Source organism: Saccharothrix sp. NRRL B-16348, from assembly GCF_001280085.1.
Taxonomy (GTDB): Bacteria; Actinomycetota; Actinomycetes; order Mycobacteriales; family Pseudonocardiaceae; genus Actinosynnema.
In genome coordinates, this window is the sequence record NZ_LGED01000260.1 from 21,379 (window position 1) to 35,966 (window position 14,588).

Genomic DNA, 14,588 nt, shown 5'->3' on the forward strand with positions numbered 1-14,588 from the left:
TGAACTCCAGTCCCATGGCACACACCTTCGGTGTCGACCTGCGCGGGATCATCGACCTGCTCAGCCACCACCTCTACAGCAGCCCCCGCGTGTACGTGCGCGAGCTGCTGCAGAACGCGGTGGACGCGATCACCGCCCGCCGCGCGCTGCAACCGGACGCGCCGGGCGAGGTCGTGATCGAGCCGGTCGGGTCCTCCGGCGGCACCCTCCGCATCTCCGACACCGGCATCGGCCTCACCGAGCGCGAGGTGCACGACCTGCTGTCCACGCTCGGCCGCACGTCCAAGCGCGACGACCTCGGCTTCGCCCGCCAGGGCTTCCTGGGCCAGTTCGGCGTCGGCCTGCTGTCGGCGTTCCTGGTCGCCGAACGCATCCGGCTCGTCAGCCGCTCGGTCAAGGGCGGTCCCGCGGTGCGGTGGACGGCCGACGCGGCGGGCAACTACGAGGTGACCGTCGACGACGACGCGCGCGCCGAGATCGGCACCACCATCGAGCTGGTGCCGCACCGCGACTCCGAGCACTGGCTCGAGCACGACGTGGTGAAGGCGCTGGTCGCCGAGTACGGCGAGCTGCTGCCGGTGACGGTCCGGATCGGCGACGAGGTCGTCACGCACGGCGAGCTGCCGTGGGTCGACGACGCGTTGGAGTACGGCGAGAAGGTGCTGGGCGTGCGCCCGTTCGACGCGATCCCGGTCGAGGTGCCGACGGTCGGCCTGCGCGGCGTCGCCTACGTGCTGCCGCGCGGCGTGCACCCCGGCGCGCGGCAGTCGCACCGCGTCTACCTGAAGCGGATGCTCGTCGGCGACGCCATCGAGGGCCTGCTGCCGGAGTGGGCGTACTTCGTGCGCTGCGTGGTCGACTCCACGTCGCTGCGGCCCACCGCGAGCCGCGAGTCGCTCTACCAGGACGAGACGCTGCTCGCCGTGCGCGAGGAGCTGGGCCGCCAGGTCCGCGACTGGCTCGTCCGGCTCGACGCGACGAACCCGGACCGCACCCAGGCCCTCCTCGACGCCCACCACCTCGGCATCAAGTCGCTGGCCAGGGTGGACGACGAGATGCTGCGGCTGGTCGAGCGGTGGCTGCCGTTCGAGACCACCGACGGCCCGCAGTCGCTGCGCCAGTTCCGCCGCAAGCACGGCACCATCGCGCACGTGCCGGACGTGGACGAGTTCCGCCAGCTCGCGCCGGTCGCGCACGCCCAGGGCATGGGCCTGGTCAACGCGGGCTACGCCTACGACGCGGAGATCATGGAACGGCTGGTCGCCCTGGACGGCCACACGGCCGCGCGCCGGGTCGCGCCGAGCGAGGTGCTGGCCGCGCTGGGCGACCCGGACGCCGAGCTGGACCGCGCGCTGCGCGAACGGCTCACCATGGCCAAGGACGTGCTGGAGCGGCACGACTGCGAGGCCGTGCCGCGCGACTTCGACCCGGGCTCGCTGCCCGCGCTGCTGGTCACGAACGTGGAGGCCGAGCGCAAGCGGGACGCGCAGCAGGTCGGCGAGCAGGCCGACCCGCTGTGGGCGGAGCTGCTGGGCAGCCTGGCCGAGTCGACGTCGGACGCGGCGCAGCGGCTCGTGCTCAACTGCCGCAACCCGCTGGTGCGGCGGCTGGCGCAGCTGACCGACCCGGCGCTGGTGGAGCTGACCGTGGAGTCGCTGTACGTGCACGCACTGCTGCAGGCACGGCGTCCGATGCGCCCGAAGGACACCGCGGCGCTGAACCGCTCGTTCCTGGAACTGCTGGATCGCGCTGTGGGGGATCACCTGTGAACGAGGAGAAGGAAGCCGCCGAGCGGCAGTTCGTCGAGGCCTACCACATGCCGGAGGGCATGGCGCGGCACGAGGCGTTGGAGCGCGCGGCCCGGGCCGCGGACGCCCTCGACCACCTGCCGCTGGCCGTGAGCTGCCGGATCGCGCTGATCCGCTCGGCCTACGACCTGGGCCGCTACGACCTGATGCTGGCGCCGTTCGCCTGGTGCGGCACGGCCGAGCAGCGCGACCCCACGGCGTTCGACGAGTGGGAGACGCACAGCTACGACTGGGCGCACAAGTGGATCGTCAGCGGCCTGATCGCGGACCCCCGGTTCACGCTGGAGCAGATCGGCTCGTTCGTCGACCAGCTCGCCGCGCGCTACCAGCGGCTCGGGTACTCGATGCAGCCGGTGCACGGCGCGCGCGCCGACCTGGCCGCGCACGTCGGCGACGACGACGCGTACCGGGAGCACTTCGCGAAGTACCTGGCGATGGACCGCGGCCCGATGAGCGACTGCGAGGCGTGCGTCATCGAGGAGCAGGCCGGGCACCTGATCCGGCAGGGCAGGCACGCCGAGGCCGTCGCGCACGCCGAGCACCAGCTGGAGCAGGACACCGGCTGCGCCACCCAGCCGCAGGGCATCCTGACCACGTTGACGCCCGCGTTCGTGGCGCTCGGCGACGTGGACCGGGCCAGGCAGGCGCACGTGGTGGCGTACCGGCTGGTGCGCGACGACCTGGTCGGCGGCTACCTGGACGACCACCTGGAGTTCTGCGCGACGTCGGGCAACGTGCGGCGCGGCGTCGACCTGCTGCGCGGCCACCTGCACCGGGTGCACCACTCGACCAGCCCGTCACGGGCCATGCACTTCGCCGCGGGGGCCGCGCTGCTGCTCAGCCGGGTCTCGCCGGACGAGGAGTTCGCCGTGCCGCGGGACGGGCGGACGACCGTGCTGTCCGCGCCGGAGCTGCGCGAGCTGCTGGAGGCGCAGGCGCTGGAGATCGCGGCCAGGTTCGACCGGCGCAACGGCAGTGACGCGGTGAGCGCCCGCATACGGCGGACGTTGGCCGCGGCGGACACGGTCCCCGTGCCGCTGGCCGTGCCGATCGAGGCCGCGCCCGCTCCCGTCGTCGACGAGGAAGAGCCGGTGGCGGTCGCCGACCCGGTCGAGCTGGCGCGGCAGCTGTGCGACGCGTTCGACGGCGGCGAGTTCATCGTCGGCATGCGGCTGCTGCGGTCGTTGCCGGAGGACATGGACCCGCTGCTGCCGGAGACGCTGGGCGCGCTGGTCGCGGCGCGGCGGGCGATCGTCGGCGGGCACGTGCGGCCGAAGGCGGAGGTGCTGGCCGAGCTGGACGCGGCGGTCGAGCGGCTGGCCGCGTGCGGCGAGCACGACCTGGCCAACCGGTTCCGGGCGCGCGGCGCGGGGCTGCGCGCCGAGGACGACGGGCCGGCCGAGTCCGTCGCGGTGGCGCGCACGTGCCTGGCCGAGGCGGACGTCGCCGGCACCCCGTACACGCGGGTGCTGACCAGGTTGCTGCTGGCGGACCTGCTGGCGGACGCGGACGAGACCGACGAGCAGGGCGCGTTGACCGCCGAGGCGTTGGAGCTGGCCCGGGCCGAGGTACCGGAGCTGGTGTCGCGGGCGCGCTGCGACCGGGCGCAGCACCTGGCGACGATGGGTCAGCTGGACGAGGCGCACGCCGAGGTGGCGGACGTGCTGTCGGACTCGCCGACCGCGTCGGTGCGGTTCGACGCGCTGCGCCTGCTGCTGAAGATCCAGACCGTGCGCGGTGACGAGGAGGCGGTGCGCGTCGCCGCCGAGTTCGTGGGCGCGTTCAGCTCGCCGCGCGGACCGTGGACGGCCGAGACGCACCGGCAGCGGGTCGCGTCGATCGAACGGCTGGGGCTGGAAGCCGAGCACCTGGCGGAACTGCGTGACGCGGTGACCGTCGGCCACGAGCTGGGCGTGCCGGACGACGTGGCGAAGGCGTGCTACGCCCTGGCCGGCGGCTACCTGAAGGCCGGCCGTTTCGTCGAGGCCGCCGAAGCGCTGGAAGAAGCCGTGCGCGTGATCGACGGCGGCGACGTGGACCCGGACGTCGTCGTCCCCGTCCGCTACCGGCTGGGTCAGGTGTGCGCCCGGCTGGACGAGACCGAGGCCGCCCGCCGCCACCTGGAAGTGGCCCTGGGCCTGGTGCCCGCCGACGAACCGTGGCGCCGGGCCATGGTTCTCGACGTCCTGGCGGGAGTCCTTCGGCGCCTGGACCTGCCGCTGGAAGCCGCGTCCGCCTACCAGGGCGCCGCGGCGGCGTGGCAGGAGGTGTCGGAACCGGCCGAAGCCGCGGGCTCCCTGGTCGAAGCCGCCGCCGCGCTGCCGAACGAGGAAGCAGCCGAGTGCGCCACCACCCTGACCGAGGCGGAACGCCTCCTGTCTGCCGTGGAAGACCCGGACCACCGCACCCACCTGACCGCCAGGATCGCCGCGATCCGGGCGTTCCTGCACGTCCAGGCGGGCGACCACGCGGCGGCGATCGAGCAGAACGGCATCGCCGAGGAACTGGCCGCCCAACTGGGCGACCCGGACTGGCAGATGTTCCTGGTGGCCCGGGGCGCGAGGTTCCTCCTGGACTCGGACGACCCGGCCAACGCGGAAGCGGAAGCCCGCCGCGCCGGCAACCTGATCAACGACGAGACACCGCCGCAGATCCTCGGCGACATCGCGAACGTCCTCGAGGAAGCCCTCCGAACCCAAGCCAAACCCACCTCGGGCGACCCTCTACTCCGCACCCTGACCAGCCGCCTGGAAGCCTGACAAACCGGCGTGCCGACCAGCAAAACCGCTGGTCAGCACGCCGGAGCAGTCCCAGGCAGAATGTCAACCATGATCACCAGATCGAGCGAATCACCGGCCTACCGAGAACCAAAATCGATCTCGCGCGTCGCCTAGAAACAAGAAGGAGGCCGGCCAAGGCACCAGCACCCGAGCCCAAACCACACCCCACCCCGGACCCCCATCACCGGGCCACCGGCCCCGGCACACCAGCCTCAGCAACCCCGGTCACCCAGCCGCACTGGCCTCAGCCCCACCGAGCGTGCACATCGGCCGAGCCCGCCGCGAGACGTCAGACCCGCTGAGCGCGAGCGGAAGCGTAAAGGCACACCGCGGCGGCCGTCGCGAGGTTGAGGCTCTCCGCCCCGCCGTAGATCGGCACCTTCAGCGAAGCGTCCAAGCCCGCCACGACCTCGTCCGGCAACCCGTGCGCCTCGCTGCCGAACACCCACCCCGTGGGCGCCGCGAGATCACCGCGCAGGTCAGCCGTCACCAGGTCCTCGGGCGCGTACCCGTCCGCCGCGACCAACCGCAGCCCCACGTCCCGGCACGCCGCGAACGCCTCGCCGGCGTCCCGCACCCGCGCGATCGGCAGGTGGAACACGCTGCCCGTGGACGCGCGCACGCACTTGCCGTTGTGCGGGTCGACCGTGTCGCCCGCGAAGATCACCGCGTCCGCGCCCGCCGCGTCCGCCACGCGCACCACGGTGCCCGCGTTGCCCGGGTCCGCCACGCCGTGCAACACGGCCACCAGCCGCACGCCCGGCGCGAGCGCCTCCGCCACCGGCACGTCGACCAGCGAGCACGAGGCGACGAGGCCCTGCGGCGTCACGGTCTCCGACAGCGCGGCGGCGGCCTTGTCGGTCACGGCGCTCACCGGCACGCCGGCGTCGACGGCGGCGTGCACCAGCGAACGGTTGCGGGTGGCGGCGGCCTCGGTCACGAAGAGTTCGTGCACCCGGCCGCGCCCGGCTGCCGCCCAGGCCAGGGCCTCGCGCACGGCCTGCGCGCCCTCGGCGAGGAAGCGCTCGGCGCGGTCCCGACCGGAACGCCTGGTCAGCCGCCTAGCGGCAACGACCCGGGGAGTCCGTTCGGTGAACGGAGCATCCCCGGGTCGTGGTGCGCGATCGTCCGCGCTCAGGCCTTGTCCTCGACGGGCGCGTTGACATCGCTCGGCAGGGCGGCGCGAGCGGCCTCGACCAGCGCGGTGAACGCGCCGGGGTCGCTGACGGCCAGCTCGGCGAGGATCTTGCGGTCCACCTCGATGCCGGCGAGCCGCATGCCCTGGATGAAGCGGTTGTACGTCATGCCGTTGGCGCGGACACCGGCGTTGATGCGCTGGATCCACAGCTTCCGGAAGTCACCCTTGCGGGCGCGGCGGTCCCGGTAGGCGTAGTTGAGCGAGTGGAGCACCTGCTCCTTGGCCTTGCGGTACAGCCTCGAACGCTGGCCGCGGTAGCCGCTGGCGAGCTCAAGGGTGGTACGGCGCTTCTTCTGGGCGTTCACTGCCCTTTTGACGCGTGCCACGGGTCCATCCTGTCGATCTCGTGGGGTCGGTGGGGGCCGACCCCGGTGTTCAAGGGAATGAAGGTCTTAAGGCCTCAGAGGCCGAGCAGCTTCTTCAGCCGCGGCACGTCGTTCTTCGCGACCTCGGTCGTGCCGGAGAGGCGACGCGTCAGCTTGCTGGACTTCTTCTCCAGCAGGTGGCGCTTGCCGGCCTTCTCGCGGACGAGCTTGCCGCTGCCGGTGACCTTCACTCGCTTGGAGGTCCCGCTGTGGCTCTTGTTCTTGGGCATTTCCGTCCTCAGTCTCGTGCAGCCACCGGGGATGGGGGCGGCCATGCTTGCTCCCGGCCCGGAGGCCGGGAGATCATTCTTCGACAGACTCGTCCGTCGCCTCGTCGGCGCCGTCGTTCCTGATCGGACGGGTCTTCGTGGTCTTGTGGGGCGCCAACACCATGATCATGTTGCGACCGTCCTGCTTCGGGTTCGACTCCACGAACCCCAGCTCGGCGACGTCCTCGGCGAGCCTCTGCAGCAGTCGGTATCCCAGTTCCGGCCGGGACTGCTCACGGCCGCGGAACATGATGGTCACCTTGACCTTGTTCCCGTGCGACAGGAAGCGGGCCACGTGGCCCTTCTTCGTCAGGTAGTCGTGCGGGTCGATCTTCGGCCGGAGCTTCTGCTCCTTGATGACCGTCAGCTGCTGGTTGCGGCGCGATTCACGTGCCTTCTGCGCGCTCTCGTACTTGAACTTGCCGTAGTCCATGAGCTTGCAGACCGGCGGCCGAGCCTGTGCGGCGACCTCGACGAGGTCGAGATCCGATTCCTGGGCGAGTCGGAGCGCGTCCTCGATGCGAACGATCCCGACCTGCTCGCCGTTCGGCCCGACCAGACGAACCTCGGGCACGCGGATGCGGTCGTTGATGCGCGGCTCGGTGCTCACCGGAGCACCTCGGTTCGAGGGACTTGTCATTCACGTCCTTTGTGACTCGTTGTGCGCCAAAGACAAGAGGCCCCACACCTGCCCGGTGTGAGGCCCGCTTCCTACCGATCGCACAACGAAGGGCGCAGTCGACCCTTCGATGGACCGGACCCGGCCACCTGCACGAAGCGGCAGACTCGGGTGGGAGCGGGGCTCCACTTGCCGTCCCCACAGGTGCGGGGACTGGTCGCGCGGAGAATAGTAGCAGACGGCCTTGTCAACCCCCGAATCGGCAACCGGTCCGGTGCGGTTGCGAGAATGGCTCCCGTGACCGACCTGCCTTCGAACAACGTCCGCGACCTGTCCGATGTTCCCAGCGTCGAGGTGATCAGCAAGGCGGCGATCATGCTGCTCTCCTCCGCCGCCGAACGCCTCGGCCTGGCCGACGAAGACCCCGAGCACAGCCCCCGCCGCGACCTCGACGAGGCCCGCCGCCTGATCACCGCGCTGGCCGGCCTGGTCACCGCGTCCGCCGAGTACCTGGGCCCGCACGCCGGGCCGCTGCGCGAGGGCCTGCAGTCCGTGCAGCGGGCGTTCCGCGAGGCGTCGGCGTACCCGGACGAGCCGGGCCAGGGCCCGGGCGAGAAGTACACCGGCCCGGTGTACTGAGCGTTGAACTCAGGGGTCCTGAACGTAGGACTCACGCGTTCTGAACGTAGGACACGCGTGTTCTGAACGTAGGACACGCGTGTTCTGAACGTAGGACACGCGCGAGCTGAGGGTTCGACACGCGGGTGACGGATTGTGTGCGCACGGGTGCGCGCGGTTAAGGGCGGATGCCGCTGGCGCGCAGGCGGCGGGCGGCCAGGGCCCTGATGACCTCGGGGTCCTGGCGCCGCCAGCCCTCCACCGGGTCGCCGGGGAACGCGGCCAGGTCGCGCAGCGAGAGCGTGTTCAGCGCGTGCAGCGCGAGCAGGTCGAACCGCCCCTGGTCGCGCAGCCGTCGGGCCACCGCGGCCCGCCGGGCGAACCGGAGCCGCAGCGGCAGCCACGTGATCAGCGCGAACGCCAGCGGCACGGCGATGAGCGCGATGGTGAGCCACAGCGCGGTGGACTCGACGGCCTGCACCTGGGCCTCGCCCGCGTCGGTGAGCGTGCCGCCCGCGGCCCGGCCGCGTTCCAGCGCGTCGGCGAGGCGCCCGCCGACCAGCGGTACGTCCCGGGCTTTGGCGGCGGCGTCGCCGAACGTGTCGGACAGGCCCTGGCCGGCGTCGGACAGGCCGTCGCCGGGCGCGCGCAACGCGCGGACCGCGTCGCCCACCGCTGTGGCGACCTTGACCCAGAACCACGTCCAGGCGACCGCGAGGAGGTCGGCGACCACTTGCCACACCAGCCGGGGTGCACGATCCGCGTACCACTTCATGGGGTGTGGTCTTACCACCCGGGCGTTACCGGGAGCCGACGTGACGGTCGTCGCCGCGACCGCGGGTCGGTGTCGCGGTCGGTGGCACTAATGTCGAAAGCGTGGGGATGACGTTCGGTGAGCTGCTGCGCGCGCACCGGTTGCGGGTCCGGTTGACGCAGGAGGAGCTGGCGGAGGGTTCCGGGGTCAGCGTGCGGGCGATCAGCGACATGGAGCGCGGTCGCGCGAAGGGGCCCCAGCGGCGCACGGTGGAGGCGCTCGCGGGTGTGCTCTCGTTGGCGGAGCAGGAGATCCGCGAGTTGTTGGACGCGGCCAAGGAGGGTCGGGCGCGGCGGGCGCCGTCGTCCGCGACGCCGTCGGCGTTGCCGCCCGACGTGGCGGACCTGACGGGTCGCGAGGGCGAGTTGGCCGAGTTGGCGGCGGTGGCGGAGCGGACGCGGACCACGTCGTTGGTCGTGGTGCACGGTCCGCCGGGCGCGGGGAAGACGGCGTTGGCGGTGCGGGCCGCGTATCGATTGGCGTCTCGTTTCGCGGACGGGTGCTTCTTCTTCAACCTGCGCGGGATGGACGTGCGGCCGGTGCACCCGTCGGAGGTGGTGCACCGGATGCTGTTGGCGCTGGGTGTGCCGGAGAAGGAGGTCCCGGCGGGCGAGGCGGAGCGGTCGGACCTGTACCGGGCGCGGTTGCGGGAGCGGTCGACGTTGTTGGTGCTGGACAACGCGTCGGACGAGGCGCAGGTGCGGCCGTTGTTGGCGACGGGGTCGGGGTCGTTGGTGGTGGTGACGTCCCGGTTGGTGCTCGGCGGGTTGGAGGCGAGCCGGCGGCTGGGGTTGGACGTGCTGGACCCGGGCGAGTCGTTCGACCTGCTCGGCGCGATCGCCGGGCGGGCGAGGGTCGGCGCGGAGCCGGTGGCGACGGCGCGGGTGGCGAAGTTGTGCGGTCACCTGCCGCTGGCGCTGCGGATCGCGGGTAACCGGCTGGCGAGCCGTCCGAAGTGGACGATCGGGCACCTGGCCGGGCAGCTGGTGGATGAACGGCGGCGGTTGTCCGCGTTGACGGCGGGTGACCTGCAGGTGCGGACGGCGTTCGAGATGTCGTACCGGCAGCTGGGCGCGAAGGCGGCGGCGTTGTTCCGGCGGCTGTCGCTGGCGCCGGGCGCGGACTTCGGGCCGGACCTGGCGGCGGTGCTGGCCGATGTGGACCGGTTCAGCGCCGAGGACACGTTGGAGGAGTTGGTGGACATGAGCCTGCTGGACACCGCGGAGGTGCCCGGCCGGTACGTGTTCCACGACCTGATCCGGGTGTTCGCCGGTGAACGGCTGGTCGACGAGGAGCCGGCGCCGGTGGTGGGGCAGGCGCGGCGGCGGGTGGTGGACTGGTTGCTGGGCACGGCGGTGACGGCGGCGGGGTTCTTCGGGCCGGACGCGCGGACGACGCCGTCGGGGTCGTTGAGCAGCCAGGAGGACGCGGACGCGTGGTTGACCGCGGAGGCGGCGAACTGGTTGGGCGCGATGCGGTGGGCGGCTGCGGACGGGTTGCACGCGGAGGTGTTGCGGCTGGCCACCGCGATGCACTGGTACTCGGACCAGCGGGGTCGGGCGGAGACGTGGGTCGAGGTGTTCACGGCGGGGGTGGCGGCGGCGCGGGCGTTGGGCAGCGTGCGTGACGAGGCCGTGCAGCTGAACTTCCTGACGTGGACGCTGTCGGTGCTGATGCGCCGGTACCCGGAGGCGTTGGCGTTGTACGACGAGGCGTTGCGCGCGTCGGTGGCGGCGGGTGACGTGACGGAGCAGGGCTGGGCGGTGCACTACCGGTCGGTGTCGGAGCTGCGGACGGGGCGGTTGGAGGAGGCGCAGGTCAGCGCGCGGCGGGCGCAGGAGCTGTTCCGGCGGGCCGGGTTCCCGTTGGGTGAGCAGATCTCGTTGTCGTGCCTGGCGTTGGTGCTCGACGGGTTGGCGCGGTACGAGGACGCGGTGCAGGTGCAGCGGGAGCTGCTGGCGAACGTGCGGGCGGGGAAGCTGCGGTTGGCGCCGGTGATGGCGACCGAGATGTCGGCGACGCTGCTGGTGCGCACGGCGGACACGCTGGGCCGGTTGGCGCGGTGGCCGGAGGTGCTGGCGGCGGCGGACGAGGCGTTGGAGCTGCTGCGGGTGACGACGGCGCCGCCGAGCCAGTGCGACGCGCACTACCTGCGGGGGTTGGCGTTGCACCGGCTCGGTGATCCGGAGGGCGCGCGGGTCGAGTTGGCGCGGGCGGCGGCGTTGGCGGCCGAGCACCGGCACCACCGGCTGCCGGTGGTGCTCGGCGCGTTGGCCGACGTCGACGACGAACTGGGCGACCCGGTCGCGGCTGGGGTGTCCCGCGACCGGGCCGCTGCCGTGGAGTCAGCCGATCGGTGATGCGTTCCCAGCCATCGCCGGATCCTTCCCTGACGTGCTCTTGGGGTTGGTCCCAGTCAATCGCCCGGGCGCGCCCGGCACCACGCAGAACAACCGGCAGAAGTACCCGCAGTCACTCGTTCGTGTGACTTTTGGACTCGTTCGTGTGGTGTCCGGGTCAGTCGAGCACGGCGAGCGCGTCGATCTCGACCAGCAGCCCGGCGGGCAGTCCGACGTAGACGGTGGTGCGCGCGGGGAACGGCTGCTCGGTGACGAACTCGCCGTAGGCGGCGTTCATCTCGGCGAAGTGCGCGGTGTCGGTGAGGTAGACGCGCAGCATCACCACGTCGGTGAGGGACGCGCCGCCCGCGGCCAGCACGGCGATCACGTTGCGCATCGCCTGCCGGGTCTGCTCGGCCGGGGTGTCGCCGACGACGGCGCCGGTGGCCGGGTCGAACGCGACCTGGCCCGCCACCTGGAGCACGGGGCCCTTGCGGACGCCCTGGGAGAACGCGGCCACGGGGGTGGGCGCGTCGGCGGTCCTGATCTCGGTCTTCGCCATGGGTTGTGCGTTTCCTCTCTGGTGGTTCCTCGGTCGCGCGGCTGGTTCGTCAGTCACGCGGTGTCCAGCCGCATTCGACGGAGGCGGCCCGCGCGGTGGCGAGCAGGTCGGGCAGGTGGCCGAGCAGCCCGTCGAAGTCGAGCAGCACCTTGGGCACGGACATCGACACGGCCGCGACGACCTCGCCGCGGGCGCCGCGGATGGGCGCGGCGACGCAGTGGATGAAGTCCTCGTGCTCGGCGTTGTCCACGGCGTAGCCGGCGGTGCGGACGCGGTCGAGCTCGGCCAGGTAGGCGTCCGGCGTGGTGATGGTGTTCGCGGTCAGCGGCACGTAGTCGATGGACCGGGCGACCTCGCGGCGGCGCGGCTCGGGCAGGTCCGACAGCAGCACCTTGGCGACGGCGGTGCAGTGCAGCGGGGCCCGTCTGCCGATGCGCGAGTACATCCGCATCGGGTGGGTGCTGTCGTACTTGTCGATGTAGATGACCTCGCCGTCCTCGTAGGAGGCGAGGTGGACGGTGTAGCCGGTGCGCGCGTTGAGGTCGCGCAGGGCGTTCTCGGCGCTGCGCCGCACGTCCCGTTCCTCCAGCGCCCGGTTGGCCAGGTCGAACAGGGCGGTGCCGAGCCGGTAGTGGTGCACGCCCTCGCGCTGCACGAACCGGTGCGATTCGAGCGTGCGCAGCAGCCTCATGGTGGTCGACTTGTGCACCTCGATGACGCCCGAGAGCTCCTCGAGCGTCTTCGGCCCGGTGGCCAGTTCCCCCACCAGGGTCAGCGCCCGGTCCAGGCTTTGGCTCATCGACGTCTCCTCAGGTGTGCGGCGGCCCACGTGCGGGAATCGGCGTCCAGCAGTGGCACGGTCACCGCGGGCGGCAGCGACTCGCCGACATCCTCCCTGGTGAGCAAGGCCGAGGCGGCTTGGAGGTGCCCGACGCGCAGCCGGCGGGCCGGTGGTTCGCCGGCCAGGTGCGCGGCGAGGTAGCCGGCGGCGAACGCGTCGCCCGCGCCGACGGGTTCCACCACGTCCACCCGCAGGCCGGGCTGGAACGTCGTCGCGCCGCCTTCGACCACGGTCGCGCCGCGTGCGCCGTGCTTGACGACGAGCGTCGTGGGTCCGGGCAGCGCGGCCCGCAGTTCCGCCGGGTCGCCGGTGCCCCACACGGCCTGCGCCTCGTCGGAGCCGGCGAGCACGATGTCCGCCGCGTCGGCGAGTTCCCGCAGCACGGACGGGTCGCGGTCGTGCCACAGGGCGGGCCGCCAGTTCAGGTCGAACGACACCGGTGCGGGGCGCGGCCGGCGCAGGACGGCGCGCAGCAGGTCCAGGCAGCTGTCGGAGAGCGCCGCGGTGATGCCGCTGACGTGCACCAACGACACGTCGTCCCAGTTCAACCGGTCGAGGGCGTCCGGTCCGAGCGCGGACGCCGCCGAGCCGCGCCGGTAGTAGCGCACGGGGCTGCCCTCCGCGGCGGCTTCCTTGACGTAGAGGCCGGTCGGCCGGTGGGGGTCGACGCGCACGCCGGTGACGTCCACGCCCGCGCCGCTCACCGCGTCGAGGACCGCGCCGCCGAACGCGTCGTCGCCGACCGCGCTCACCCAGCGGCTGCGCACGCCCAGCCGGGCCAGGTGGACGGCGACGTTGGACTCGGCGCCGCCGATCGCCCGGGTCCACGTGCGCGCCGCGCGCACCGGGCCGGGTTCGGCAGGCACCAGCACCGCCATGGTCTCGCCGAGGCACACCACGCCGCCCGGCAGGTCGAACCGCATCCCGACTCCTTGATTGACGGCGGCGGTGACCGAATGTTACACACTCCAGCATCACATCGCGCAATAGCCGTTGCGTAATGCGCAACGTTAGGAGCGGGACACGTGGATCTCGACGCTGTGGCCGCCATCCGCGACGAGCGGGTCGACTGGCGGTTCAAGGGCCTGCCCGCCGAGGTGTTCGGCGCCACGATCGGCGAGGTGGCGGCCCGCCGGCTCGACCTGTTCGCCGACGGGTTCGTCGGCCCCCTGGTCGTGCTGGACGCCGCCGCCTTGGAGCACAACCTCGCCACGATGGCCCGCTGGTGCGCCGAGCACGGCGTGCTGCTGGCGCCGCACGGCAAGACGACCATGGCCCCGCAGCTGTTCGCCCGCCAGTTGGCGCACGGCGCGTGGGGCGTCACCGCGGCCAACACCAGCCAGCTTCGGGTCTACCGGGCGTTCGGGGTGGAGCGGGTGGTGCTGGCCAACCAGCTCGTCGACCCCGCCGGGCTGCGGTGGCTGGCCGCGGAACTGGCCGCCGATGACACGTTCGAGTTCACCTGTTGGGTTGATTCCGTCGCGGGCGTGGCGCGGATGACCGAGGCGCTGGGCGCGGTCGAACGGCCGGTCGACGTGCTGGTCGAGCTCGGGGCCCGCGGCGGGCGGACCGGCGCGCGTGACCAGGCCACCGCGCTGGAGGTGGCCCGTGCCGCCGCCGCGAGCCCTTCATTGCGGCTGGTCGGCGTCGGCGGCTACGAGGGCGCGCTGGCGCACGACGCGTCACCCGAGGCCCGGTCGGTCGTGGACGGCTACCTGACCTCGTTGCGGGACCTGGCGATCGCGCTGCGGGACCTGGTCGACGTGGACGAGCCGATCGTCACCGCCGGTGGCAGCGCGTACTTCGACCAGGTGGCCGCGAAGCTCACCGAGCCGTGGCCGTTCCCGGTGCGGCCGGTGCTGCGCAGCGGCGCGTACATCACCCACGACGACGGGTTCTACCGCGGCATCTCGCCGTTGGGCCGCACGCCGGGCGCGCAACCGTTCCGCAGCGCGCTGCGCGCGTGGGCGCAGGTCACCTCACGTCCGCAGCCGGACCTGGCGCTGCTGACGCTGGGCAAGCGGGACGCGTCGTTCGACGAGGGCCTGCCCGAGCCGCAGGTCGTGCGCGGCCGGGACGGCGTCGAGCGCCCGTTGCGGGCCGAGGTCACCGCGCTCAACGACCAGCACGCGTTCGTGCGGCTGTCCGGTGACGACGTCGAGGTCGGCGACTGGGTCGGCCTCGGCCTGTCGCACCCCTGCACGGTGTTCGACAAGTGGCCGCTGATCCCGGTGGTCGAGGGCACCACCGTGGTCGACCTGGTGCGCACCTACTTCTAGTACTCCAGCCGCAGTTCGTGATCATGTTCTGGTAGCTTGTCGATCTTGTGTTGGTCGATGAGGATGTCCAGGCGTGGATGACCGGCTTGGACGAGT

13 protein-coding genes are annotated in these 14,588 nt (G+C 72.4%); 5 read left to right on the forward strand and 8 right to left on the reverse strand.

All coding sequences use genetic code 11. From position 1 onward, the window contains the following. The first annotated feature begins 14 nt into the window (after window positions 1–14). Together ADK67_RS43310 and ADK67_RS43315 are read left to right on the forward strand one after the other, a co-directional pair. The gene (locus ADK67_RS43310) at window positions 15–1,769 is read left to right on the forward strand and encodes an HSP90 family protein (RefSeq protein WP_053722435.1); all 1,755 of its coding nucleotides are present in this window, start codon (window positions 15–17) and stop codon (window positions 1,767–1,769) included. Continuing rightward, entirely contained in the window at window positions 1,766–4,567 is a 2,802-nt protein-coding gene (locus tag ADK67_RS43315; protein WP_053722436.1) for a hypothetical protein, read from the forward strand. The genes ADK67_RS43310 and ADK67_RS43315 overlap by 4 nt, the downstream gene beginning before the upstream one ends. A gap of 310 nt (window positions 4,568–4,877) precedes the next feature. Here the strand turns inward: ADK67_RS43315 and ADK67_RS43320 are convergent, their stop codons facing one another. The 4 genes from ADK67_RS43320 to infC all read right to left on the reverse strand — a co-directional run bounded on the left by ADK67_RS43320 (window position 4,878) and on the right by infC (window position 7,060). Continuing rightward, on the reverse strand, window positions 4,878–5,726 hold the full coding sequence (locus ADK67_RS43320) for a TrmH family RNA methyltransferase (protein WP_082404719.1): 849 nt from the start codon (window positions 5,724–5,726) through the stop codon (window positions 4,878–4,880). Beyond that, window positions 5,723–6,112 (reverse strand): 50S ribosomal protein L20, encoded by a 390-nt coding sequence (gene rplT, locus ADK67_RS43325; protein ID WP_053722437.1) that lies wholly within the window; start codon window positions 6,110–6,112, stop codon window positions 5,723–5,725. The genes ADK67_RS43320 and rplT overlap by 4 nt, the downstream gene beginning before the upstream one ends. 74 nt (window positions 6,113–6,186) lie before the next feature. Further along, complete coding sequence (gene rpmI / locus ADK67_RS43330) at window positions 6,187–6,381, reverse strand: 50S ribosomal protein L35 (protein ID WP_053722438.1); 195 nt, start codon at window positions 6,379–6,381, stop codon at window positions 6,187–6,189. Between the two features lie 73 nt (window positions 6,382–6,454). Beyond that, window positions 6,455–7,060: a translation initiation factor IF-3 gene (gene infC / locus ADK67_RS43335; protein ID WP_053722439.1), complete on the reverse strand. Its 606-nt coding sequence runs from the start codon at window positions 7,058–7,060 to the stop codon at window positions 6,455–6,457. Between the two features lie 267 nt (window positions 7,061–7,327). Here infC and ADK67_RS43340 point away from each other — a divergent pair, with 267 nt between their 5' ends. Next, on the forward strand, window positions 7,328–7,678 hold the full coding sequence (locus ADK67_RS43340; RefSeq protein ID WP_053722440.1) for a DUF1844 domain-containing protein: 351 nt from the start codon (window positions 7,328–7,330) through the stop codon (window positions 7,676–7,678). 157 nt (window positions 7,679–7,835) lie between these two features. On the opposite strand, the gene ADK67_RS43345 is transcribed toward ADK67_RS43340, so the two are convergent. Then, window positions 7,836–8,432 carry a hypothetical protein gene (locus ADK67_RS43345; RefSeq protein WP_053722441.1) on the reverse strand — a complete coding sequence of 199 codons (597 nt, stop codon included), beginning with the start codon at window positions 8,430–8,432 and terminating at the stop codon, window positions 7,836–7,838. Between the two features lie 107 nt (window positions 8,433–8,539). Between ADK67_RS43345 and ADK67_RS43350 the strand changes: the two genes are divergently transcribed. Continuing rightward, a complete protein-coding gene (locus tag ADK67_RS43350) occupies window positions 8,540–10,831 on the forward strand; it encodes an ATP-binding protein (RefSeq protein WP_053722442.1) in 2,292 nt (763 codons plus the stop codon). A 157-nt stretch (window positions 10,832–10,988) separates the two neighbouring features. Here the strand turns inward: ADK67_RS43350 and ADK67_RS43355 are convergent, their stop codons facing one another. Genes ADK67_RS43355 through ADK67_RS43365 form a run of 3 tightly spaced genes read right to left on the reverse strand, consistent with a single transcriptional unit; the run spans window position 10,989 to window position 13,136 of the window. Further along, entirely contained in the window at window positions 10,989–11,372 is a 384-nt protein-coding gene (locus ADK67_RS43355; protein WP_053722443.1) for a RidA family protein, read from the reverse strand. Window positions 11,373–11,421: 49 nt separating this feature from the next. Then, window positions 11,422–12,171, reverse strand: a complete 750-nt coding sequence (locus ADK67_RS43360) for an IclR family transcriptional regulator (protein WP_053722444.1) — start codon at window positions 12,169–12,171, stop codon at window positions 11,422–11,424. Continuing rightward, a complete protein-coding gene (locus ADK67_RS43365) occupies window positions 12,168–13,136 on the reverse strand; it encodes a sugar kinase (RefSeq protein ID WP_082404716.1) in 969 nt (322 codons plus the stop codon). The genes ADK67_RS43360 and ADK67_RS43365 overlap by 4 nt, the downstream gene beginning before the upstream one ends. Window positions 13,137–13,238: 102 nt before the next feature. Between ADK67_RS43365 and ADK67_RS43370 the strand changes: the two genes are divergently transcribed. Next, window positions 13,239–14,492 carry an amino acid deaminase gene (locus ADK67_RS43370; protein ID WP_053722445.1) on the forward strand — a complete coding sequence of 418 codons (1,254 nt, stop codon included), beginning with the start codon at window positions 13,239–13,241 and terminating at the stop codon, window positions 14,490–14,492. Window positions 14,493–14,588: the final 96 nt, after the last annotated feature.